Here is a 20,587-nt window from a genome sequence, read left to right as displayed (position 1 = left end):
GCCTGCTAAAGCTTTCACGTGTCAGAAATGATTTATTCATAAATTCGCAGGAGATGTTTTTTACACGCTTGCCCGATAGCTTAACCGTTTTTTCCGCCGGACTTTATCCCGTTCTAAAATCCTTTGCTCGATCAATAGAATTCACCTTTTTGCCAGCTCGCTCCGGTCAAAATCAAACAAATTATACAGCTTGTATGCCATCATGAGCTCAAAGCGCATATCTGCATGATTTAAATCAACATTGAGTATTTCTTCAACACGTTCAATGCGATATTCAAGTGTGCTGCGGTGTATAAATAATTCTTTCGAAGCTTCGCGGTAAATCAAAAGGATTTGTGCAGCGCTTCGGTCATGGTCATACGATTAAATTCGGCAGGTTGTTTTCCTTCAACATTGTTAATGATATCTTGAATGGTGCTATGACATGATCCGATCACTTAAAAATTTTCCTTCAACAACATCAACTAACATCCTTGTTGCCTGCTTTGTGTGTGCAAAATTTCGTCTTGTTTTTATTTATAAATGCAGATTTTCCCCAAAAGACCATATACACGCTTCTTGCAGCTCCGCATCATTTCAGCTGCCCATCTATTCGAGAAAAACAGGATGCCTTTTAAATCGCATCATTTTTTTGAAAACCGCTCTCCTTCTCAAGAGGAAAGAAGTCCCTTATATCGTAACTTATGGTGCGGCGGAAAATGCGGCTTTCTTCACGTCATCCGCTTCACATATAATCCACTTTTTTCCGTTCTTACCCTGCTTTTATTTTTTCATAAGCTTCATCATATTTTTTCGCCAGTTCGAAATCAAGCTTTGTGAGTCCTTTCGCTCTCTGTGATGAAATTTTTACCGTGATGAACTTATAGTCAATAGAAATGAAGGGATGATGGTTTACTTCTTCAGAAATGTCCGAAATTTGCCGCACGAATTCGATTTCTTGCAAATCGTCTTGAAAGAGGTACTTTCTTGCAATCCATCGCTCTTCAAGAAGCTTCCAATCTTCCATCTCTTGTAAAAGAGATTGCACTTCTTCATCTGTTAACCGCATGACCGTTTCCTCCCGGATTTTTATAAAAAAACAGACAGCTAAAATCACAGTGCAAAAAAGATTGCCATATGAATATAAAGAGGCGAACAAACATATCAGATTTCCGTTTATTTTCTTAGAAAAAAGATTTGCTTTGAAACCGTTCCATTTCCCGATAAATACACTCGATGTCCACATGCTTCCGGAGACAATCGGCAAGCCGGTCAAATGCTTCTTCACGAATGTTTTTCATTGATGGCCGCTCATAAATCGCCGGAAGACCTTTTCTTTTTCTTATCAAATTCAAAAATGCCGTCCGAAACTCATCGTTATGAAATATGCCATGAAAATACGTTCCAATTAGGAGGCTGTCTTGGCTTATGCAGCCGTCAACTCCTTCTTCCGTCGTAATAAATGGCGATACGTCCCCTTCATAAGAAGTTGTTCCCATATGAATTTCATAGCCTTCCACCGGCACACTACAATCAGCAAAGTGGGCCATCCCTGTTGTAAGAGTCGTCCTTTTCTCTTTCATCATGGCGGTGCGAATCGGGAAAAAACCGAATCCGTTTGCGCTCCCTATCGATGTTTCTACGTGATAAGGGTCTGAAATCTCCCTTCCGAGCATTTGATAACCGCCGCATATGCCGACAATGACTGATTTTTTCGCTCGATAAAGCTTTTCTATCGCATCCGCAAAGCCGGATTTTCGCAAAAGCAATAAGTCCTCAATTGTATTTTTTGTTCCCGGCAAAATGACAACATCCGGTTCTCTGAGTTCATTTGCCTCCTTTACATAGCGAACATGGCAATCCTTTTCATATAGAAACGGGTCAACATCGGTAAAGTTCGAAATGTGAGGAACATGAATAACAGCAATATCAATCTCGCTAGTTTTCTCATTTGTACGTAGAAACGTATCTAATATGACGGCGTCTTCCGCCTCAATGTTTAAATTAGAAATATATGGTACGACCCCTAAAACCGGTTTGCCTGTATACTCTTCAAACCAGCGAAGTCCCGGCTCCAGCAAGGAAATATCCCCGCGAAACTTGTTAATCACTACCCCAATTACGCGATCGCGATCTTCAGGCTCAAGCAGCTGCAATGTTCCTACTAAACTCGCAAATACACCGCCTCTATCAATGTCGCCGACAAGAATGACAGGAGCGTTTGTTAACCGGGCAATGCGCATATTGACAAGCTCGCGATCATTTAAGTTAATTTCCGCAGGGCTCCCCGCTCCTTCTATAACGATTCGCTCATATGTACTTGCCAAATGATGATACGCTTCTTTAATCACCTGCAAACCAAGTTCAAAAAATTCCTGCCGATACGCTGCTGCCTTATAATTTTGATACGGCTTACCGTTCACAACAATTTGTGAAGTGTGATCGCTCACAGGCTTGATCAAAATCGGGTTCATATCCGCCATTGCGACCGTTCTTGCCGCCTCCGCCTGCACTCCTTGGGCACGGCCGATTTCCTTGCCGTCAACGGTAATATACGAATTGAGTGACATATTTTGTGATTTAAACGGCGCCGTCCGATACCCGTCCTGCGCAAAAATTCGGCAAAAACCTGTCGCAATCACGCTTTTTCCCGCATCGGAATGCGTACCTTGAATCATGATGGGCAATGCTTTATTCATCTGTTTTTCTCCTCTCACAATCATTCACAAATGTTTCGCAAATTCCGAGTATGAGCACCGCCGTATGAAAAGGCGGGCCAATAAATCAGGACTGCATGTAAATCCTTTATCTTCGAAAAAAAACACGGTGGCTATTTTTTTCATTGATCACGCCGATCAATTCAGGCAAATTTTTGGCAGCAGATCTTTGACGAATCATCACCTACATTCCACGGGAAAGTCGGTCTCTTGCTTGCTTTTTTGTCACACATTTTTAACTCGCCCACATGATGCCAATTTCCCGACATTGCTTGCCGTTCCAACAATGATGATTCTTTTCCAACATTTTCACACGGTAACTTTTTGGTTGGATTCTACTGTTTCAACAACGATGATTTATTTCCAACTCATTCATGCTCCCTTTTCAAAAATTGATAATGACTGAAGTATTATAACATCCTTCATTTTCCGCTAGTATCATGATGCACGAGATGATCAAAAATAATTGCTATGTTTCTTTGCTAAATGAAAAATTCCGCATATACAGTGATCGTGATCTGTAAGTTAAGGCATATCTTTATGTGTCCAATCGTTTGATAGACTCAGCACTTAAGATCACCGGCACCTCATTTTTTGAATAAAGTTCTGTTTAATGCTGGAACATACATAGCTAAAAACACAGACCGACCGAGGCTGAAAACAATAAAAGCAAGCCACAAACCGTGGTTATAATACATCGGAATCAAAATGAAAAGACAAACAATATATACTGCAAGAGAAATCAGCATGGAATTGCGAATCGGATTGGTCATGGTCGCTCCTGTAAAAACACCGTAGAGAATTAAACCGAAGCTTGCCGCAAGTGGAAATATCGTGACCCAAATACTGTAGGAGCTGGCCAGTTCGATCACATTCTGATTTTTCGTAAAAACAGGAATGATCGAATCTTTAAACAGTATATAAATAAGCATCATAAACAAGGGGGAAATTATCGCCCATTGCCCTGTCAACGATAAAGTGCGTTTATACAAAGCTTCATCCTTTGCACCGACAGCTTTTCCGACGAGAATACTGCTGGCATTGGCAAATCCGTCTAAAAAGTACGCCATGATGTAATGAATTTGAATGAGAACGGCATTGGCTGCCAGTATTTCGGTACCAAAAGAGGCACCTCTCGCTGTAAAAAGATTAAACACGGTTAACAAACAAATCGTGCGAATAAGCAAATCCCGATTGACCGCCATCATCTTCTTAAATTCTCCTGCATTCCACAGCTCGCTGCTAGGAATGGAGAAAAGGCGAAGATCGGAAGACTTTAACACGATATACATTCCAATGAGAAATGCAGCCACTTCTGAAATCAATGTAGCGGCGGCTACACCATTCACATCTTGATGAAAAACGTTCACAAACAACAAATCAAGTACAACATTTAATAGATTCATAAATACTTGTAAAAATAGCGAAATTTTAACACGAGACATTCCCATGAGCCATCCTAGAATGACGTAATTCGCCAGCGTAAACGGGGCTCCCCAAATGCGGATCGAAAAATATTCGTCCGTGAAAGTCATGACTTTCTCATCCGGATGAATAAGCGTTAATGCGATATGCTTCATCGGCCATTGAACGAGGATAAATAGAATGCCGACGGCTAACGCAATGAGGAACGGTCTTACGAAATATAAAAAACATTGCTTGGCATCTTGCGCACCATAAGCTTGTGCGGCAAAGCCGGACGTACTGACCCGCAAAAAGCCAAACAACCAATACATCGTATTAAAAATCATCGTCCCTACAGCTACGCCGCCAATATACGCTGGATCAGGAAGCTGTCCCACTACTGCCGTATCGACAGCTCCTAATAACGGGGTGGTGATCGTTGAAATGATAAGCGGAATCGCCAAAGATAGATAAGTTCGGTGAGTCATTATTATCCCCCTTAACCTTCAAACAAGTGAATGAGCATTTTTGTATATGGGTGGCGGGCTTGAGAGAATATATCATTCTTTTGAAAGCAGTCAATAAAAGCCCCATCTTTCATTACCAAAATGCGCTCGCTTAAAAAATGAACCGACGGGAGATCATGGGAAATAAATAGATAGGATAATTCCAATTGTTTTTGCAGCTCCTTTAAAAGAGTTAATATTTGCCCTTGTGTATAGACATCTAAGCTTGCTGTCGGTTCATCTAAAATGATCAAAGACGGCTGGATGCTAATCGCACGAGCAATGGCAACACGTTGTTTTTGCCCTCCGCTTAACTCGTGGGGATAGCGATAAAGATAGCGGTCCGCCATCCCAACCATCTCTAACAGCCGCTTTGCGCATAATTCACGGTGCTCTCTTACATCCTGCAAATAAATGGGGCAGATATTACGATGTGTATCTAATGCCTCCATGACAGAATCGATGATCTTTCGTTTTGGATTTAAAGCCGCTGCCGGATTTTGAAACACCGCTTGCATACAATGGCGAATTTTTCGAATTTCTCTTTTAGTCATTTTATGCAATGGTTGGTCATGTAAAAAAATTTCGCCTTCGCTTATTTTTTCTAACATAAGCAAGCAGCGCGCCAATGTACTTTTCCCGCTGCCGCTTTCACCGACAAGCCCGACGCATTCGCCTTTTTGTATCGATATCGACACCCCGTTGACTGCTTGATGACCTGAAGCATAAATTTTTTTGATATTTTTGGCCAATAATAGATCTGCCATTATGACATATTCCTTTCCATTGCAAAATCCAGTTTAACAGGCGAGGCAATACGCCTAATCGCTGGTACAACGCTGAATGACCGCTCGGCCTTCACGTGATCACTTCATGCATTTTATTCGGCAAGGTTGGAGCGGCACTCAATAATTGCTTGGTATAAGGATGACGAGGATGGTGAATAACATTTGTTTTCGTCCCTGTTTCGACAATCTCCCCTTTCTTCATTACTGCAACAGTATCGGAATATTTCCTAGCAAGCCTCAAATCATGTGTAATAAATAATATTGCACAATTGATTTTCTCTTTGATATTCGCGATGACCTCTAACACATGTGCTGCTGTCATACTGTCAAGCGCAGTGGTAGGCTCATCAGCAATAAGCAATTTCGGATTCAGCATAATGGCCATAGCAATGGATGCACGCTGCAGCTGTCCGCCACTTAATTGAAAAGGGTAACTATTGTAGACGCGTTTTGCAGGGAGTTGTACGTCTTCCAATGCTTGAAAAGCGATTTCTTTTCTTTCGTTTTTAGTTAAAGAACCATGAGTTTGGATCATTTCATCCATTTGCTTACCGATTTTTATAAAAGGAGTAAACGAGCCTTGATAGTCTTGGAAGACATAAGATATTTCTTTTCCTCGTAAATTCTGAAATTCTTTTTTCGATAAATGAGTCATATCCTTGTTGTCAAACTGAATATGCCCGGCGGCTATCCACATTTCTTTCGGCAGAAGCCCTCCAATCGCAGAAGCTGTGATGCTTTTGCCGCTGCCGCTTTCGCCAATTAATGTAAACCATTCTCCTTTTCTGGCAGTTATATTCACATTTTCAACAATCGGCTTATTTCGAAAATTAATTTGCATTTGATCAATAGTTAATAATGACATACCATCTCCCCTTTATCCTTTTACATCAAAACGGTCTCGCAATACATCACCAGCTAAATTAGAAACTAGAACAGTAAACATAATGGCAATTCCAGGAATAAACATTAAATATGGCGAGGTGTGAAAATATGGTGTACTTTCGTTCAACATCGCCCCCCATTCAGGAGTTGGCGGCTGCGCTCCTAAGCCGATGTAAGATAAGGAAGCGATCAACAAAATAATTTTTCCAAGATCCAACGTCGCTAAAACGAACACATTTCCCACGACATGGGGCAGCAAATGCTTACGGATAATTTGAAATGTGCTTAAACCATTGACAACCGCCATTAAAATGTAATCTTTTTCTTTCTCAGATAACACCGTGCTGCGGACAAGCCGCACATAGCTTCCCCATTTCGCTACAACGATTGCAAAAATTAAATTTAACATACCGGGGCCTAAAATACCGCTCAGTACAATTGCGACAATAAAATCAGGGAAAGCTAGAAAAGCGTCTATGATTCTCATCAAATAACGATCGAAACGGCCTCCGACAAATCCTGAAAACATGCCTAACGGAACGCCGATCAACAAAACAATGCCCAATACGAGAATACTCGTTCCGACCGTTACTTGCCCTCCCGCTAGTATGCGAGAAAATAAGTCTCGCCCCAAATAATCCGTTCCGAAAAAATGCTCCGCACTTGGTTTCAGCAGACGTTCATTCATATTGATTTGCAACGGATCATATGGAGCAAGCAGCGGAGCTGTCAAGATGACAAGAAAAAAGGCAAATAGTATAAAAAGAAGCGTTCGTGAGTGCGTCCAATACATTTGTCTAAACATTTTCAACGTCTCTCTACTCCTTTTAAACGTATCTCAGGGTTTAAATAACGGCAGCAAATATCAACGAAGATATTAATCAAGACAATCAAAATCGTAATAAACAATACATACCCTTGAATGACCGGGTAATCCCGGCGAATAATCGCATCTACCACCATTTTTCCAATTCCCGGGTATGCAAACAGTACTTCAATGACAACTGTGCCGCTTATTAAACTCCCAAGACTCATACCAAAAATCGTTATGACTGGAATTAAAGAACGGCGGAAAACGTGGAATAAAAATATCCGTTTTTCACTAATCCCTCTTGCCCTTGCCGCTTTCACATAGTCCTCATTCAAGCTTTCTAGTAAACTGGAACGCAGCAATCTGACATAAACAGCTGACATCGCGATTCCTAACGTAAGGGATGGCAGGATGACGTGTTGAATCGTTCCCTTTCCCATGCTTGGCAATATCCCTAATTGAACGGCAAATAATTCAATGAAAAGGAGCCCCAGCCAAAAGCTGGGGATGGATGAACCGACTAGTGCAAACAAACGGCATATATGGTCCACCCATTTATTTTTATAGAGTGCAGATAAAGTGCCTAAAGGAATAGAAATCAGAATCATTACGATTAAAGAAGTGCATGTGAGCGTAATGGTCGCAGGAAACCTTGATAACAACTCAGAAACTACCGGCTGCTTTGTTATATAGGAATGGCCTAAATCAAACTCGAAAAATCGTTTCAACCAATACCAATATTGAACGTATATAGGTTCATGTAACTTCAGTTCTTCTCTTAGCGCTTCAATTTGTTCTTTCGTAACGGACACTTCATCTACTTGAAGCATCTGTTTGACAGGATCGCCAGGTGCTAGTTTTATAAATATAAAACTAATGAAAGACAGCAGAAGTAAAAATATGATGAACTCTATGAATCGTTTCGCTACTTGAATCATTTACCCTTCCACATCCAAATCTTTTGTTAACATATAATACTCGCTTTTACTAGTCACCCAATTTTTTACTCCGTCACGATAGGCAACAATAATATTTGGATGTAAGATAAAGGAATGGAGAGTCTTCTGATCAATGATTTTTAATGCTTTCTTCGCCAAATTGTTCCGTTCGTTCACGTCTACCGTTTGGTTCAATTGTTGAATGCTAGCTGTTAATTCTGGATGGTTAATACTCGCGTAGTTCAGCGCTCCGTTCGGCATGTATGTCGCATTCAAAAAGTATGCCGCATCTCCGCGCGGAGCCGTCACACTGCTGTATGTAGCAAAATCCCAATCATCATTGGCCGCTAAATACTCATCAATATTTTCCACTTGCTGAATCGACATCTCTATGCCAAGTTCCTTCGCCTTTGATTGGAGAATTTGTACAATTAAAGGAAGTTCAGGACGCGATGCGTATGTCAGTACTTTAAGCCGAACGGCCTTTCTGTCTTTCGTAACTTTTCCGTCTTCTACTTGAAAGCCTGCATTACTAAAATACTGTTTCGCCGCCTCTATTCCGCTTTCCTTTTCTTCATAGGATGGCGCAAACGGAGAGCCAGCCAAAAAAGGACCTTTCGCTTCAACGGCATGTCCATTTAAAATATGTTCAACAATTTCCTTCCGATCTATTAAAGCATCCATCGCCTTCCGCACATTTTCATCTTTCATATAGGAGCTCTTCATATTATAAAACAGCTGATGTGTACGCAAACTTGGAACTGATTCTATTTTTACATTTTCTTCTTTTAATTTTTCAAGATTTTCTACCGGCGGTCTAAAAATAATGTCCGCATCTCCTGATTGAAGCGCCATTTTCCGTGCATTGGCATCCTCGTTGAAAGCAAATGTTGCTTTTTCAAGCTTTGCTTTGCCATCCCAATACTTTTCAAATCGTTCGACCTTCAGCTCTACCCCAGGCTCAAAAGAAGAAATTTTAAATGGCCCCGTACCGATTGGCCTTTTATCAATATCTTTTTCATCAACATCGACGATCGCTGTATTTGGATGTACGAGCTCTGAAGGAAATTGCGGGAATACTTCTTCCGTTTGAATCGTTAACAATTGACCATCGGCTTTCATTTTGCTGATTTTTAATGCCGCTTGAACAGATGGACTATCGTTGATTGCTCTTTCTAACGAGGCCTTCACCGCTTGAGCATCAACTTTTTTCCCATTATGGAATGTAACACCTTCTCTAATTTTAAACGTCCAGTTTTTCCCATCTTTACTTTTCCATTCTTCTGCAAGCCAAGGTTCAATTTTTTGCTGTTCACTAATTTTGACAAGCGTCTCTCCTACTCCCGCACGAACTATCGTATAGTTCGTGTCTAAATGCGGATCGAGCGTGTTGGTTGGAAAGTTAAAAAGCAATGTTAATTCTTTGCTGCTCTTCTCCTTTTCTTTTGAGGAAGACTGTGAGCATCCGACAAGCAAAAAAATTGTTGTTAAAAGTATTAATATGCTTTTAAAATATCGAAACATTTTCTCACCTTCCTAAATCGTAATGATTACTACTTTTATTTTCCTATCATACATATATTCGCTATTTTTGTAAATATTATTTCGAACAAAAATAATTCAAGATCACATATTTTTGAAATATCCATTTATTTCTCGACATTCCTACCCCAAAAATTGATGAGTTTCTTCCAAAAAATCCATTTTGAATCACATATAAGGCAAAATTAAAAGGCATGAGTCCGGTTTAATACCGAATTCATGCCCAAACAGTTGCCTAAATTTCCGTGTCTAACTTTTTGGGTTCAGTTCAATTTTTTGAAAAAAGTTCGCTCTCCTTATTAAGCATGATAGGAGCCTTGACAGATTATGTGCCCTGCTTTTCGCTTAGTGCAAACCTCACAGCACGGTTAATCAACGCCGGCAGCACGGACACATGGCCTTCATCCTCAAATTCTTTAAATTCCACGTGAAAATTGTTTTGATCGAGTCGTAATAGTCGTTCTGCAAGCTCTTTAGCATTCGCATTCATGCCGCTTTTATGGAATTTTTCCAATTCTCCTACAGTGATTAATAATCGTATATGATGCTTATCATTTTCTAAACTAGAGATAAATTTTTGCTCTGCATCAAGTAGAAGCGATTTATTCCAATGAATGGACGGGCTGCCTGCGATATACGTATTGAAGGCGTACGGCTTTGTAAACAATGTTTGTAATACGAAGAGGCCGCCGAGTGAATGACCAAAAATCGCTTGTCTGTCTTTATCAATTTTGAACCTGCTTTCGATCAGCGGTTTAAGCTCCCCATCAATAAATTGCAAAAACTGTTCCGCTCCGCCATATTCTGGTCTGTCTGTCCCCTCTCGTCTCGAATACAATTCCGAAGCTGGCGGAGTCAGTGTAAAATCATAGTAGCGTTCAGGAGAAAACGGTTTTTCGATATGGTAACCGATGCCGACTACTAGTGCTGGAACGATTCCTGTCCTTTCGGGCCGCCTTGATTGGATACGGACTGCCTCAAACATCGTTCCGAATATAGCATTAGCATCCAAGAAATAAATAACTGGAAAGCCTGAAGGAGGAGGAGGCACATCAGGTATACCAAGCAAAATTTTGTATTGCCGATTTTCTTTTGAACGTATTAAAAATTGTTCAGTACTCGGAATGCTAACTTCTCGGCCAGCAGTATCTTTGTCCATCACATCAGCTTGTTTATCTTTTTTCCTATGCATGGTTAAACGCCTCCATATCATTGATTGATATAATCGGGGCAAAAATTACAACCCTCCAACTGAACATTTCAATCTCTTTTCCAAAGCCGACAAACATATGTATTCGCAACTGGTACTCTATTCTCTGACGGGCAAACGGGCCCTTCCTTCATTAAAACAACCTGATGGGTAGCCGATTTTTTTGAATGGATCGCCTTCTATGGTTCATAAGACTTTACCTAGTATTTAAGACATCGCTTAGTAATGCCAAAATGGTGCCGAACGATGATTCTCATCTATATGAAAATAATTAGGTAAGATGATGCGGGATGACCTTTGAACTTATGAATCATTTACACAATTCCACGTTTCATTAGAAAACTCTCATTTTTTACTATCTTTAAATAATAAATAAATGAAATAAGGAACACCGATGATGGAAATGACAATCCCGACAGGCAATTCAGCTGGAGAAAAAACAGTTCTGGCAATATAATCGGAGACAATGACCATAAGCATGCCGACCGTTCCGCTGACGGGAATTAGCCAAAAATGATGGATTCCGACCAAACGCTTGGCGATGTGCGGTGCTATCAAACCGACAAATACAATGTTTCCTGCCACAGAGACACAAGCGCTCACAATTCCGATACTGCATAAAAGGAACACATTTTTTTCTTTTTCCGTACGAATTCCCAGTCCTATTGCTCTATCTTCTCCTAATTGAAGCAAGTCGAGTATATACGATTTTTTTATAATAATAGGAACTAATATGACGAACCAAGGCAAAATAGAGACAATGTATTTCCAATTAGCATTCCATATACTTCCATTCAACCAAACTGTCGCCATTTCAAAATCCTGAGGGTTCATTTTCAAGGATAAAAACATAGACAAGGCCCCAAACCCAAATCCTATTGCAATTCCAACCAAAATCGCACGTTCGGAATCTAGTTTTCCATTTCGCCATGAGAATAAATAAATCAATAGTGCTGAAGCCAGTCCGCCTATCCAACCAAACAGCGGCATCGCCAAAGTTGACAGCCATCCGCTTCCCGTTATTTGCCCTTCAAAAAAGAGCATAAAAATAACGATAGCGGCTCCTGCCCCTGAATTGATTCCTAAAACGCCAGGGTCTGCAAGTCCATTTCTGCTGATCCCCTGTAAGGTTGCACCCGCCACTGCGAAACCAAATCCAATCAATGAAGCTATTAAAATACGGGGCAAGCGAAATTCAAATATGACCAAATCATGCTCAGAATTGGGATCAACCCGCAGCAAAGTCTTTACTATATCGATAACTTTAATATCAAATTCACCGTTTGTTAAGCTGACATATATTGCAGCAAAAATAAAGACTATACTGATCAGCATCACTGTCCAAAATCGTCTCGCCATTTGTTTATGCATATGTTCCTCCTCCTCTCTTGTAAATTAAATAGAGGAAGAAAGGAACTCCGATTAGGGAAGTGACAACTCCAATAGGAGTCTCAAACGGGTAATTCAAAAATCTGCTTAAAATATCGGACAGTGCTAAAAAAATACCTCCAAGTACTCCGGCGCAAGGAATAACCCACCTATAATCGATTCCAATTAAAAATCGGGTTATGTGCGGAATGATTAAACCAACAAATCCAATATTTCCTGCCAAGGCAACAGAAATACCAGTCAAAATGACGGTGCTGGCCATTGCTAACGCTTTGACCAACACCGTTTTCTGTCCTAAACTCACAGAAACTTCTTCACCTAAAGAAAGAATTGTGAGCGATTTGGAAATATAAAGAGCCATTATGATCCCGACAATTGCAAAAGGAATCGCAAGTTTTATTAGAAAGGGATCCATCTGATGCAGCCGGGCATTATACCAAAAACTGATGTTTTGCGATACTTGAAAATACGTTGACAAGGCAGCGGAAATACTGCTGAGAAACGTTCCAATAATAGTTCCGATGATCGCCATTCGAACGGGTGACATTCCGTTTGGCATAAGCGACGCCACGCCGAAGACGAAGCCAACAGCAATGGCTGAACCGAGTAGTGAAAATATTATCATGCTCAAAGATGATGCATCCGGCATGAAAATCATGCAAAGTGTAATAGCGAAAACCGATCCGTCAGAAACTCCCAAAATCGAAGGGGAGGCAAGATAGTTCCTCGTCATTCCCTGCATGATCGATCCAGATATGGCCAAGAAAATTCCGATTAAAAGTGCTCCAATCGCTCTTGGCAAACGGGAATGTATTACAATTTGGTGATTTACATTTTCCGGATCAAAATGAAAGAACGCCTCCCAAACCGTTTCGAAATTTATATCTTTCGCTCCATAAAGTATAGATAATAGAACTATGAGCACAAACGCAATAGGCGAAGAACATAAAATGAGAATGGATATAGGAATCTTTAAGCGCATATTATGATTCCCGCCCTACATCATTCATTTGCCAATTTTTCAGTCGCTGCTTTTAAGAATTGAATTTTACTCCATGCTGTACCGCCTTGTGCCAACGGATCCACAACGTTTACGAATACTTTGTCGTTTTTAACTGCATTAATGCTTTTCCAGATCGGATTCTTTTGCAATTCCTCTAGTGCTTTTGGATTCTCTTGGTTCTCATCCTCTGAAAATTGGACAAAGAGATAATCTGGATTCATTTCGCTAAATTTTTCTAACGAAATCACTTCCTGCGCTTTGGCATTTTTGATTTCTTCCGGTACGGTAAATCCTAAATCTTCGTATAACGAAGGGTTGAAAAATATATCTTTCGAATAGATCATAATATTACCGCTTCTAATACGAACGATAGCTACTTTTTTATCTTTGAACTTCTCGCCTATTTGTGCTTTCGCCTTTTCGAGGTCATCTTGATATTCCTTTAAAACTTTTTCTGCTAGATCCTGTTTCCCCGTAAGTTCAGCCAATAATCGCAGGTTATCTTCCCAATTTGTTGATATATGGGAAACCGGGATCGTGACAGCAATTTTCTCTAATTTTTCAATAACGTCTGGTTTAAACTTTGTCGTTGCGAAAATGACATCCGGTTTCAGCTTCAGGATCGATTCAATGTTTGGCTGTGCCTTCTCTCCAATCGAAACGGTTGAAGCTGTAATATCCTTGAACATTTCCGGGAACTTTCCCCCAACCGTGATGCCACCAGCAGGCTCAACGCCCAATACGAGCGCATCCTCCATCGTTTCCATACTGCCGGTGATTACAATTTTTTCTACGTTTTTAGGAACTGTATATTCTTTGCCGAGGTAATTGATCGTTCTCGTTTCACTTGACTCAGCTTCCTTCTTCTGCTCCGTTTTACTGCTTGAATCTCCCCCTGTGCTGCTGGTTTGTTCCTTATTACCGCCGCAAGCCGCCAATAAAAGAATAATTAGCGTGATAAGTCCATAGTAAAGCAGTTTTCTTTTCATAATATAGAATGTCCTCCTATCATCCAATTGATAATAATTATCATTTTTAATTATAAAAAGTCTTTCTTATATATGACCATGGACAGTATCCAGAATTCTTTTTGGACGATTTCCAGAAAAAAGACTTACCATTTCGTCAATTATTCGTTCGTGCGCGCTGGCAGAATACTCCAGCCATGGATCTGAGGAAATGAAATAAACGCGATTATTACGAACTGCGCTCAATTCTTGCCATGGCAACGAATATTGCAAAGTTTTCCAATAAGCTAACGTTTCTTCTTCTTGGCGAATTAGCAAGAGAAGCCGATCAGGATCTAATTCAATTAACTGATCTATTGTCATTCGTTCATCGCGGGCTAATTGATTGCAATCATACGCAGATGCCAGCTGCAAATCGTGAAATAAAATATCAGTAATACTCCGATTGCAATGAACATACAAATTCTGTTTGGAAATTCGTAAAATGAGGAAAGTATCGTCCTTCACTTTATTTTTCACCCATTCTCGTGCATGCTTTACTTTTCTGTCATAGTTTTTAAGCCAGTCCTCAGCTTCTTGCGTTTCACCTAAAAATTCAGCTGTCAGCAGCAGCTGTTCCCGCCAATTTTTCTCCTGCCACGGAATATAATAAATTGGAGCAACCCGAGATAATTTTTCTTTCTCCATTTCATCTAGATCATCCGTACTTATGACTACTTCAGGTTTTGCTTGAAGCAGCTTTTCGATGTTGAACTCCCATTTTTGCCCATTCCGATAAGCATTGAGATGGACAGAAATATCTGTACGATACTCCTTATAATAATAAGCGGTCCATTTCGGATGAAGCGGCGCAGCATACGGGATGATTTTAAGAGCCAGCAATTGACCGGTAATGGGAGAGCGATAAGCAGCTATTTTACGGCGTCGTCTTTTCATATAATGTGTTGGTGTAACTCCAACCTGCTTCTTGAATTTGCGGCTAAAATAAAATTCATCGTTGTAGCCGATTTGATGGGCAATATCTTTTAGCTTGGCATGAGACTGTGCCATAAGCTGTTTTGCTTTATTGATCCGCAGCTCTGTCAAATAGTCGATAGCACTAATTCCGTACGTTTTTTTAAATAAATCGACAAAATATTTCGGACTGATTTTTGCGATTGCTGCCAATTGCTCGATGGACAAATTTTCATAATAATAATGGTCCATATAGTCCTTTGCCAGTTCAAGCGCTGCACACGATCCGTTATGTAAAAAAGATCGGCTTTTCAAAATAATATAGAGCAATTTTTGGAAAGTAAACTGACTGCGGAAGCGTTCCAGCTCGTCATCACTATCCCAATATTGAAAGATCGATTTGCACAATGAGGTGAGTTGATCAAAAGGGAACACTTGAATTTCACCTTGCAGAGAAAATAAACGTCCATCTTTCTCATTTACCATGCATTCATACCTTTGATCGGTTGATCGGAACACCTCAAACTTCAACAGGTAGATTTCTGTTTCATCGAGAGCCTGTATTTCACCTCCATAAGTCTCTCCAGGTATACACGCATACACATGATTTTGTTGAATCCGATACTCGGTTGTGCCCAGCGTCAATTGTCCATGTCCGTTCACCACAATGATAAGAACATGTGAGAAGGTTAGCTGTTGCTCAATTTGCAAATTTCCATTCCGTTTTAATAACTCAATATGTCGAAGTCTAAAAGACAAGTCATCTAAAGATAAATTATTCGAAGCCTCTTTCACAACAAAACTATGGCCACTCATCAGCTTCCACCTTCCTAATTAGTTGTATCTTTATGTCAACTAGCATGTTCATTTCTTTTCAAATATTGAAGGAACAGCAAGGAAAATATTTTAACACAAAGATTATAAATGATAATGATTATCATTATTGTTTATAATCATACCAAATTCTTCTCTTTTTTAAAAGTTAAATGACGAGATAGTTCTTTAGTCTTAATGTTTATCACTTTGGACTCAAGAATTCGATTTAGGAAACGCTAAAAACAAATTTGTTTCATATCGAAAAGCGCGAAAAAAAGAATCAACGCGTTGTGGCGTTGATTCACAGATTAGGTTCTTTTGCCAATTTGTTACTGATTGGTCCTTGCAATCATTACGGTTTTCATCACTCATATTTTCGCAATCATTCGCTCCACTTTAACATTTCTTACCCGAAGGATTTGTTAATGTATTATGAAAGAATACACACCAATTTAAATGATGTGTTTCCCTGACAATGCCAAAGCTTCGTTAAGATTAAACCAGCTGCTTTACAGCGCTGAATGTGAAATTCTGTGCGTTTCCATCACAACTGCCCCAAGACCCTATTGATACTTGTACGGGAAGCAGCCAGTAGAAAAAAGAGTCGTTCAAAGTTTTTTTAGCTCTGAAAGGATTTTTTCTAACTCTGCTTCGTCTAACTTCGGAGCTTCTACACACATTTTTTGGGCTTCCATATATTCATTAAACTCTTTTACTATGTCTTCCGGCGCTCCAGGCTTTAGGTGCCAGTTACCCGGTTCATCAACGAAGAAAGGACTTTTTGTAAATTTAGGTTCTTTACACGTCATTTCATGCGCTCCTTTGGTATTCGTCTAGCGCTCTTTCATAGCTTCACTTATTAGTAGACTAGCATATTTTTTAGATACAGGGGCTTAATTCCTCATAGTTATGATAAAAACATTTACCTAGTCACCCTGCGGGTCTGCAACGATCTAGTTTCAATTCCTCATAGTTAAGATAAAAACTTGATCAAAAATACGACATGGCAATTTCCAGATGTTAGTTTCAATTCCTCATAGTTAAGATAAAAACGTACCCTTCTTTTGCCTGTTCCTCTGTCGAGACACGAATGGTTTCAATTCCTCATAGTTAAGATAAAAACTGACCCATTCAGGAGAAACACTAGATCCAAAATTTTATGTTTCAATTCCTCATAGTTAAGATAAAAACTATGCACATGTAGAAGAAGGAATCTGTTTTAAATGGTTTCAATTCCTCATAGTTAAGATAAAAACTGACCCATTCAGGAGAAACACTAGATCCAAAATTTTATGTTTCAATTCCTCATAGTTAAGATAAAAACTATGCACATGTAGAAGAAGGAATCTGTTTTAAATGGTTTCAATTCCTCATAGTTAAGATAAAAACTGCAATTGATGAATCGAAACGTGTAGCAGACACGTTGTTTCAATTCCTCATAGTTAAGATAAAAACGGAAAGTTTCTGAATTACTGGTTCGTTGAAAATATAGTTTCAATTCCTCATAGTTAAGATAAAAACTATGTTATATCCGGTGAAGAATGACCTAGCCGTTCACGTTTCAATTCCTCATAGTTAAGATAAAAACATGCGACAACTCCGTTTCCGCAGCTGATCGTACCGAGTTTCAATTCCTCATAGTTAAGATAAAAACCCAAAAATGTTGTTAGATCAGCATTCCGATTTAAATGGTTGATTGGTTAATTTCATTTTAGCCAATGAGTAAAAATTTATCAATCCTTTGATTTGCGCGGGCTCAATGGAGATTTAAAAGTGTCGTCGATCCCCGGGGATTTTTGCACGATTGGGGGTCGACGACTCTTTTTTATTTCCGTTTAAAACAGATTTCAAAGTTTGCCTGCCGACAATGAAATCCATGTTTTATCAACTATTTTACCTGACCCATCTGTTTTAATAAAGTAAACATCCGGCTCATTTTATATTCTAGGTTTATCCTTCTCATTCATTTTAAGCAAGAGTGAGACCATATTTAACGTTTCATTCTGGAAAAATTGGTTTAGGTCTATTCGATCGGTTCCTACGATCTAAAATAAGAACATGATCTGAAAAATGATTGGTAGTTTTTACTTAAAATTCCCTTTTTTTCTTTCTGTTTACCAAAAGTTTCATATTTTCTCTTATAATGAAACAGAAAGCTGTTCCATATGTTGGAATCCATTTCGTTTCAATCGGAGGCATGAAGGCAGTGGATGTCAAGTATATCCCTTCTGAATGGGAAAAGACGAAGAAAGGTATTGGCGAACTGGTCGGTCTCGGTGTATGGGGCAAAGGTATGATTGATACTCAAAAATGGCTTGTTTCGCTTCTTTTCGCGTGCGGAATCGATTCAGATAAATACACTCTTTCTTGATGAGGCTATGAAACGACTCCATACAAGCATTGTCGTAACAGTTCCCACGTCTCGACATGCTCACTTGAAAATGATGTTCCTGTAAAAGTTGCTGATAGTCATTCGAAGCATATTGGCTCCCACGATCCGAATGATGAATCACTCGTCCCGTTGGTTTTTCGCTGTTTAGAGCCCGTTGTAACGCTTTGATGACTAACTCTTTCGTCATTCGTGTATCAATATACCATCCTACAATCTTACGAGTATATAAATCCATGATACTCGCTAAATACAACCAGCCTTCGTCGGTAGGAATGTACGTAATATCTGCCATCCATATTTCATTCGGAGCCGTTGCTTGGAAGTTCTGTTTCAATAGATTGGCATATACGTTGTAAGGATGGTTACTGTTCGTAGTGGCTTTGAATTTACGGACGGTAATGGATCTCAAGCCTTCTTCGCTCATGATGCGAGCGACCGTCTTTTGAGACACACGAATCCCTTGTTTGCGTAGTTCTTGCGTAATTTTCGGACTGCCGTAAATCTTACGGGACTTTAGATACTCATTTTACTTTTCGCACGCTTGAGCCAGTCGTAATACCCACTTCTTGAAACTCCGAAAACTTGGCACATCTTCACAACAAGAAATTCATTACGGTGTTGAAAGTTGAAAAATGAAGGCGTAAATTACTTCTGGTTTCTGGTAAAGATGCCTAACGCCTTTTTTAGGATCGCTAATTCCTCCTTCAACTCTTGATTGCGACGGCGTAATTCGATGATTTCTTGATTTTGTGGCTTGATGTTGCCTGAACCTACAAAGCTTGTTCCATTGCTTTCTTTGTATTCTTTGACCCAACGATGAAGAGTGTTGTAAGCCAAACCTAGTTCTTTTGCCACTTGGGCGATGGACTTGTCCCCCTCCAAGCATAACTCAACAGCTTGAATCTTGTATTCTTGATCAAATGTTCTCTTTTTCATGATTGGACACCTCGAACCTATTGTAATTAAGTTTATTATAATCTCCCTGTTCTCCGTGTCCAATTTTTAGACTAACATCAAAGAGATTAATAATTAAGGATAACTTGTATGAGGGTACATTACCTAATGGTATAAGAATACAAATGAGATTAGATTCCGAGGGTAAAGTTAAGACGGCATATCCATGTATTAGGGGGGGTATTATGAAATATGAAATTAGTTTTAAGAAGAATGATAAAGGATTGGAAGTAAACGTTCCGAGTTGTATTTCATCTGTAGCAATTCTTCTTATGGGGGATATTCAAAGCAATGGTGACCCATGGATAAATTTAATACACAAGGTTTTAAAAGGTGAATCTAGCTATGAGGAGTGTACGGGTAATAACTGTACGTTAGAAATTAAAAAGGACATCACCAAAATAATAGATAATTACAGTGAGGACGAAGAAGAATGCATAATTGAAACGATTGAACTAAAAAAAATTATAGAATTGTGGGTAAGAAAAATAAACAATATTTGAATAAAATAGTTATGCACCTTGATTGGCTATATGCCTTTCAAGGTTCTTTTTATTATTAATGGTTTCGCTCTTAAAATAACTGAACATTAATTTCAGAGTTTATGATGGTTATACCTACATGGAGTTTGGCTGATATGCATGCTAAAGAGACGGATACCATTAATACCCTTAGATTGGATAAGAGAATCATTTACTGATGGTATTTATAGAACTGTAATTACAGAAGAAAATATTACGTTATATAGAACTTTTGGTGGTGGTGCAAAGGTTAATGGTTCATTTGTAACTACTAGCCCAGCTGGAAATAGAATAAATGCTAAAATTAATACCGCTTTAGTACCGGATTGGAAAAATTCTAGACAATATGAAGCTGTTATAGAAGTACCGAAAGATCAAGTTTTAAATATTGGTAGGGGTGAAAAGCAATATATAAAAACAGGAGCATCATTAAAAGGTGATGGGGATCAAATACTACTACCACAAGGATGGCCATCAGAATGGATAAAGGAAATAAGAGAGGTTCCAAGTAGATAGGAGGAGGGTATAATGGATAATAAAAAGCAGTTAATCCAACAAATAAAAATTGTGTTAAATAATCTTGAACAAGATTATTGTAATGAAATAAAAAGTGGTGTTCTTCAACTTATATATAAAAGATATAAGAGTGCATTGGAAATATTAGAGAAAGATAAAGATATTAAAGCAATAAATATTATTGGCAGCATACGGGCTTATTTGGATAGTTATAGTGACTATGAAAATCCGTTATTAGAAGAATTGCATAAATCTGAAAAATTATATAAAGAATTATTAAAAAAGTAGATGTTA

At 39.2% G+C, this 20,587-nt stretch carries 20 protein-coding genes and 1 CRISPR repeat array; of the genes, 3 read left to right on the top strand and 17 right to left on the bottom strand.

Annotation, left to right across the window (positions count from 1 at the left end):
* Positions 1 to 141: 141 nt before the first annotated feature.
* The 17 genes from NSU02_RS08450 to NSU02_RS08370 form a co-directional block, all read right to left on the bottom strand.
* Positions 142 to 327 carry a helix-turn-helix domain-containing protein gene (locus tag NSU02_RS08450; RefSeq protein WP_063388251.1) on the bottom strand — a complete coding sequence of 62 codons (186 nt, stop codon included), beginning with the start codon at positions 325 to 327 and terminating at the stop codon, positions 142 to 144.
* 424 nt (positions 328 to 751) lie between these two features.
* The gene (locus tag NSU02_RS08445; RefSeq protein ID WP_063388252.1) at positions 752 to 1,048 is read right to left on the bottom strand and encodes a 4a-hydroxytetrahydrobiopterin dehydratase; all 297 of its coding nucleotides are present in this window, start codon (positions 1,046 to 1,048) and stop codon (positions 752 to 754) included.
* Positions 1,049 to 1,163: 115 nt separating this feature from the next.
* Positions 1,164 to 2,678 (bottom strand): cobyric acid synthase, encoded by a 1,515-nt coding sequence (locus NSU02_RS08440; RefSeq protein WP_339195313.1) that lies wholly within the window; start codon positions 2,676 to 2,678, stop codon positions 1,164 to 1,166.
* Positions 2,679 to 3,283: 605 nt separating this feature from the next.
* The gene (locus tag NSU02_RS08435; protein ID WP_327856200.1) at positions 3,284 to 4,588 is read right to left on the bottom strand and encodes an MATE family efflux transporter; all 1,305 of its coding nucleotides are present in this window, start codon (positions 4,586 to 4,588) and stop codon (positions 3,284 to 3,286) included.
* 11 nt (positions 4,589 to 4,599) lie between these two features.
* Complete coding sequence (locus NSU02_RS08430; RefSeq protein ID WP_063388255.1) at positions 4,600 to 5,373, bottom strand: dipeptide/oligopeptide/nickel ABC transporter ATP-binding protein; 774 nt, start codon at positions 5,371 to 5,373, stop codon at positions 4,600 to 4,602.
* A gap of 91 nt (positions 5,374 to 5,464) precedes the next feature.
* The gene (locus tag NSU02_RS08425; protein ID WP_339195308.1) at positions 5,465 to 6,259 is read right to left on the bottom strand and encodes an ABC transporter ATP-binding protein; all 795 of its coding nucleotides are present in this window, start codon (positions 6,257 to 6,259) and stop codon (positions 5,465 to 5,467) included.
* A 12-nt stretch (positions 6,260 to 6,271) separates the two neighbouring features.
* Positions 6,272 to 7,084 (bottom strand): nickel transporter permease, encoded by an 813-nt coding sequence (gene nikC, locus NSU02_RS08420; protein WP_133309130.1) that lies wholly within the window; start codon positions 7,082 to 7,084, stop codon positions 6,272 to 6,274.
* 2 nt (positions 7,085 to 7,086) lie between these two features.
* Entirely contained in the window at positions 7,087 to 8,028 is a 942-nt protein-coding gene (gene nikB / locus NSU02_RS08415; RefSeq protein WP_066248451.1) for a nickel ABC transporter permease, read from the bottom strand.
* Complete coding sequence (gene nikA / locus NSU02_RS08410) at positions 8,029 to 9,552, bottom strand: nickel ABC transporter substrate-binding protein (RefSeq protein ID WP_339195303.1); 1,524 nt, start codon at positions 9,550 to 9,552, stop codon at positions 8,029 to 8,031.
* Positions 9,553 to 9,895: 343 nt separating this feature from the next.
* Positions 9,896 to 10,762 (bottom strand): alpha/beta hydrolase-fold protein, encoded by an 867-nt coding sequence (locus NSU02_RS08405; RefSeq protein WP_066248444.1) that lies wholly within the window; start codon positions 10,760 to 10,762, stop codon positions 9,896 to 9,898.
* 363 nt (positions 10,763 to 11,125) lie between these two features.
* Complete coding sequence (locus tag NSU02_RS08400) at positions 11,126 to 12,151, bottom strand: iron ABC transporter permease (RefSeq protein WP_339195300.1); 1,026 nt, start codon at positions 12,149 to 12,151, stop codon at positions 11,126 to 11,128.
* Positions 12,144 to 13,151 carry an iron ABC transporter permease gene (locus NSU02_RS08395; protein WP_063388262.1) on the bottom strand — a complete coding sequence of 336 codons (1,008 nt, stop codon included), beginning with the start codon at positions 13,149 to 13,151 and terminating at the stop codon, positions 12,144 to 12,146. Before NSU02_RS08395 ends, NSU02_RS08400 begins: the two co-directional genes overlap by 8 nt.
* 20 nt (positions 13,152 to 13,171) lie before the next feature.
* Positions 13,172 to 14,161, bottom strand: a complete 990-nt coding sequence (locus tag NSU02_RS08390) for an ABC transporter substrate-binding protein (protein ID WP_339195297.1) — start codon at positions 14,159 to 14,161, stop codon at positions 13,172 to 13,174.
* A 66-nt stretch (positions 14,162 to 14,227) separates the two neighbouring features.
* Complete coding sequence (locus tag NSU02_RS08385; protein WP_339195294.1) at positions 14,228 to 15,910, bottom strand: AraC family transcriptional regulator; 1,683 nt, start codon at positions 15,908 to 15,910, stop codon at positions 14,228 to 14,230.
* Positions 15,911 to 16,518: 608 nt separating this feature from the next.
* The gene (locus tag NSU02_RS08380; RefSeq protein ID WP_130157852.1) at positions 16,519 to 16,719 is read right to left on the bottom strand and encodes a hypothetical protein; all 201 of its coding nucleotides are present in this window, start codon (positions 16,717 to 16,719) and stop codon (positions 16,519 to 16,521) included.
* An 81-nt stretch (positions 16,720 to 16,800) separates the two neighbouring features.
* Positions 16,801 to 17,564: a CRISPR direct-repeat array (repeat unit 30 nt; unit sequence GTTTCAATTCCTCATAGTTAAGATAAAAAC).
* A gap of 559 nt (positions 17,565 to 18,123) precedes the next feature.
* Positions 18,124 to 18,786: an IS3 family transposase gene (locus NSU02_RS08375; protein WP_339195727.1), complete on the bottom strand. Its 663-nt coding sequence runs from the start codon at positions 18,784 to 18,786 to the stop codon at positions 18,124 to 18,126.
* 161 nt (positions 18,787 to 18,947) lie between these two features.
* A complete protein-coding gene (locus tag NSU02_RS08370) occupies positions 18,948 to 19,238 on the bottom strand; it encodes a transposase (RefSeq protein WP_339195291.1) in 291 nt (96 codons plus the stop codon).
* Between the two features lie 203 nt (positions 19,239 to 19,441).
* Here NSU02_RS08370 and NSU02_RS08365 point away from each other — a divergent pair, with 203 nt between their 5' ends.
* The 3 genes from NSU02_RS08365 to NSU02_RS08355 all read left to right on the top strand — a co-directional run bounded on the left by NSU02_RS08365 (position 19,442) and on the right by NSU02_RS08355 (position 20,581).
* The gene (locus NSU02_RS08365; RefSeq protein WP_066248435.1) at positions 19,442 to 19,759 is read left to right on the top strand and encodes a hypothetical protein; all 318 of its coding nucleotides are present in this window, start codon (positions 19,442 to 19,444) and stop codon (positions 19,757 to 19,759) included.
* Between the two features lie 138 nt (positions 19,760 to 19,897).
* Positions 19,898 to 20,293 (top strand): hypothetical protein, encoded by a 396-nt coding sequence (locus NSU02_RS08360; protein WP_339195288.1) that lies wholly within the window; start codon positions 19,898 to 19,900, stop codon positions 20,291 to 20,293.
* Between the two features lie 12 nt (positions 20,294 to 20,305).
* Entirely contained in the window at positions 20,306 to 20,581 is a 276-nt protein-coding gene (locus NSU02_RS08355) for a hypothetical protein (protein ID WP_066248432.1), read from the top strand.
* Positions 20,582 to 20,587: the final 6 nt, after the last annotated feature.

The organism is Aeribacillus sp. FSL W8-0870, assembly GCF_037963755.1.
Lineage (GTDB): Bacteria > Bacillota > Bacilli > Bacillales > Aeribacillaceae > Aeribacillus > Aeribacillus composti.
Note: the sequence above shows the minus strand (reverse complement) of the source record. Positions and strands in the feature narration are given on the sequence as shown.

What these genes read in the sequence shown, in the direction of transcription:
- NSU02_RS08380 (WP_130157852.1), bottom strand. Translation starts at nt 16,719, where the DNA reads ATGACGTGTAAAGAACCTAAATTTACAAAAAGTCCTTTCTTCGTTGAT.
- NSU02_RS08425 (WP_339195308.1), bottom strand. Translation starts at nt 6,259, where the DNA reads ATGTCATTATTAACTATTGATCAAATGCAAATTAATTTTCGAAATAAG.
- nikC (WP_133309130.1), bottom strand. Translation starts at nt 7,084, where the DNA reads ATGTTTAGACAAATGTATTGGACGCACTCACGAACGCTTCTTTTTATA.
- NSU02_RS08435 (WP_327856200.1), bottom strand. Translation starts at nt 4,588, where the DNA reads ATGACTCACCGAACTTATCTATCTTTGGCGATTCCGCTTATCATTTCA.
- NSU02_RS08360 (WP_339195288.1), top strand. Translation starts at nt 19,898, where the DNA reads ATGCTAAAGAGACGGATACCATTAATACCCTTAGATTGGATAAGAGAA.
- NSU02_RS08395 (WP_063388262.1), bottom strand. Translation starts at nt 13,151, where the DNA reads ATGCGCTTAAAGATTCCTATATCCATTCTCATTTTATGTTCTTCGCCT.
- nikA (WP_339195303.1), bottom strand. Translation starts at nt 9,552, where the DNA reads ATGTTTCGATATTTTAAAAGCATATTAATACTTTTAACAACAATTTTT.
- nikB (WP_066248451.1), bottom strand. Translation starts at nt 8,028, where the DNA reads ATGATTCAAGTAGCGAAACGATTCATAGAGTTCATCATATTTTTACTT.
- NSU02_RS08440 (WP_339195313.1), bottom strand. Translation starts at nt 2,678, where the DNA reads ATGAATAAAGCATTGCCCATCATGATTCAAGGTACGCATTCCGATGCG.
- NSU02_RS08370 (WP_339195291.1), bottom strand. Translation starts at nt 19,238, where the DNA reads ATGAAAAAGAGAACATTTGATCAAGAATACAAGATTCAAGCTGTTGAG.
- NSU02_RS08445 (WP_063388252.1), bottom strand. Translation starts at nt 1,048, where the DNA reads ATGCGGTTAACAGATGAAGAAGTGCAATCTCTTTTACAAGAGATGGAA.
- NSU02_RS08355 (WP_066248432.1), top strand. Translation starts at nt 20,306, where the DNA reads ATGGATAATAAAAAGCAGTTAATCCAACAAATAAAAATTGTGTTAAAT.
- NSU02_RS08405 (WP_066248444.1), bottom strand. Translation starts at nt 10,762, where the DNA reads ATGCATAGGAAAAAAGATAAACAAGCTGATGTGATGGACAAAGATACT.
- NSU02_RS08390 (WP_339195297.1), bottom strand. Translation starts at nt 14,161, where the DNA reads ATGAAAAGAAAACTGCTTTACTATGGACTTATCACGCTAATTATTCTT.
- NSU02_RS08430 (WP_063388255.1), bottom strand. Translation starts at nt 5,373, where the DNA reads ATGGCAGATCTATTATTGGCCAAAAATATCAAAAAAATTTATGCTTCA.
- NSU02_RS08385 (WP_339195294.1), bottom strand. Translation starts at nt 15,910, where the DNA reads ATGAGTGGCCATAGTTTTGTTGTGAAAGAGGCTTCGAATAATTTATCT.
- NSU02_RS08365 (WP_066248435.1), top strand. Translation starts at nt 19,442, where the DNA reads ATGAAATATGAAATTAGTTTTAAGAAGAATGATAAAGGATTGGAAGTA.
- NSU02_RS08400 (WP_339195300.1), bottom strand. Translation starts at nt 12,151, where the DNA reads ATGCATAAACAAATGGCGAGACGATTTTGGACAGTGATGCTGATCAGT.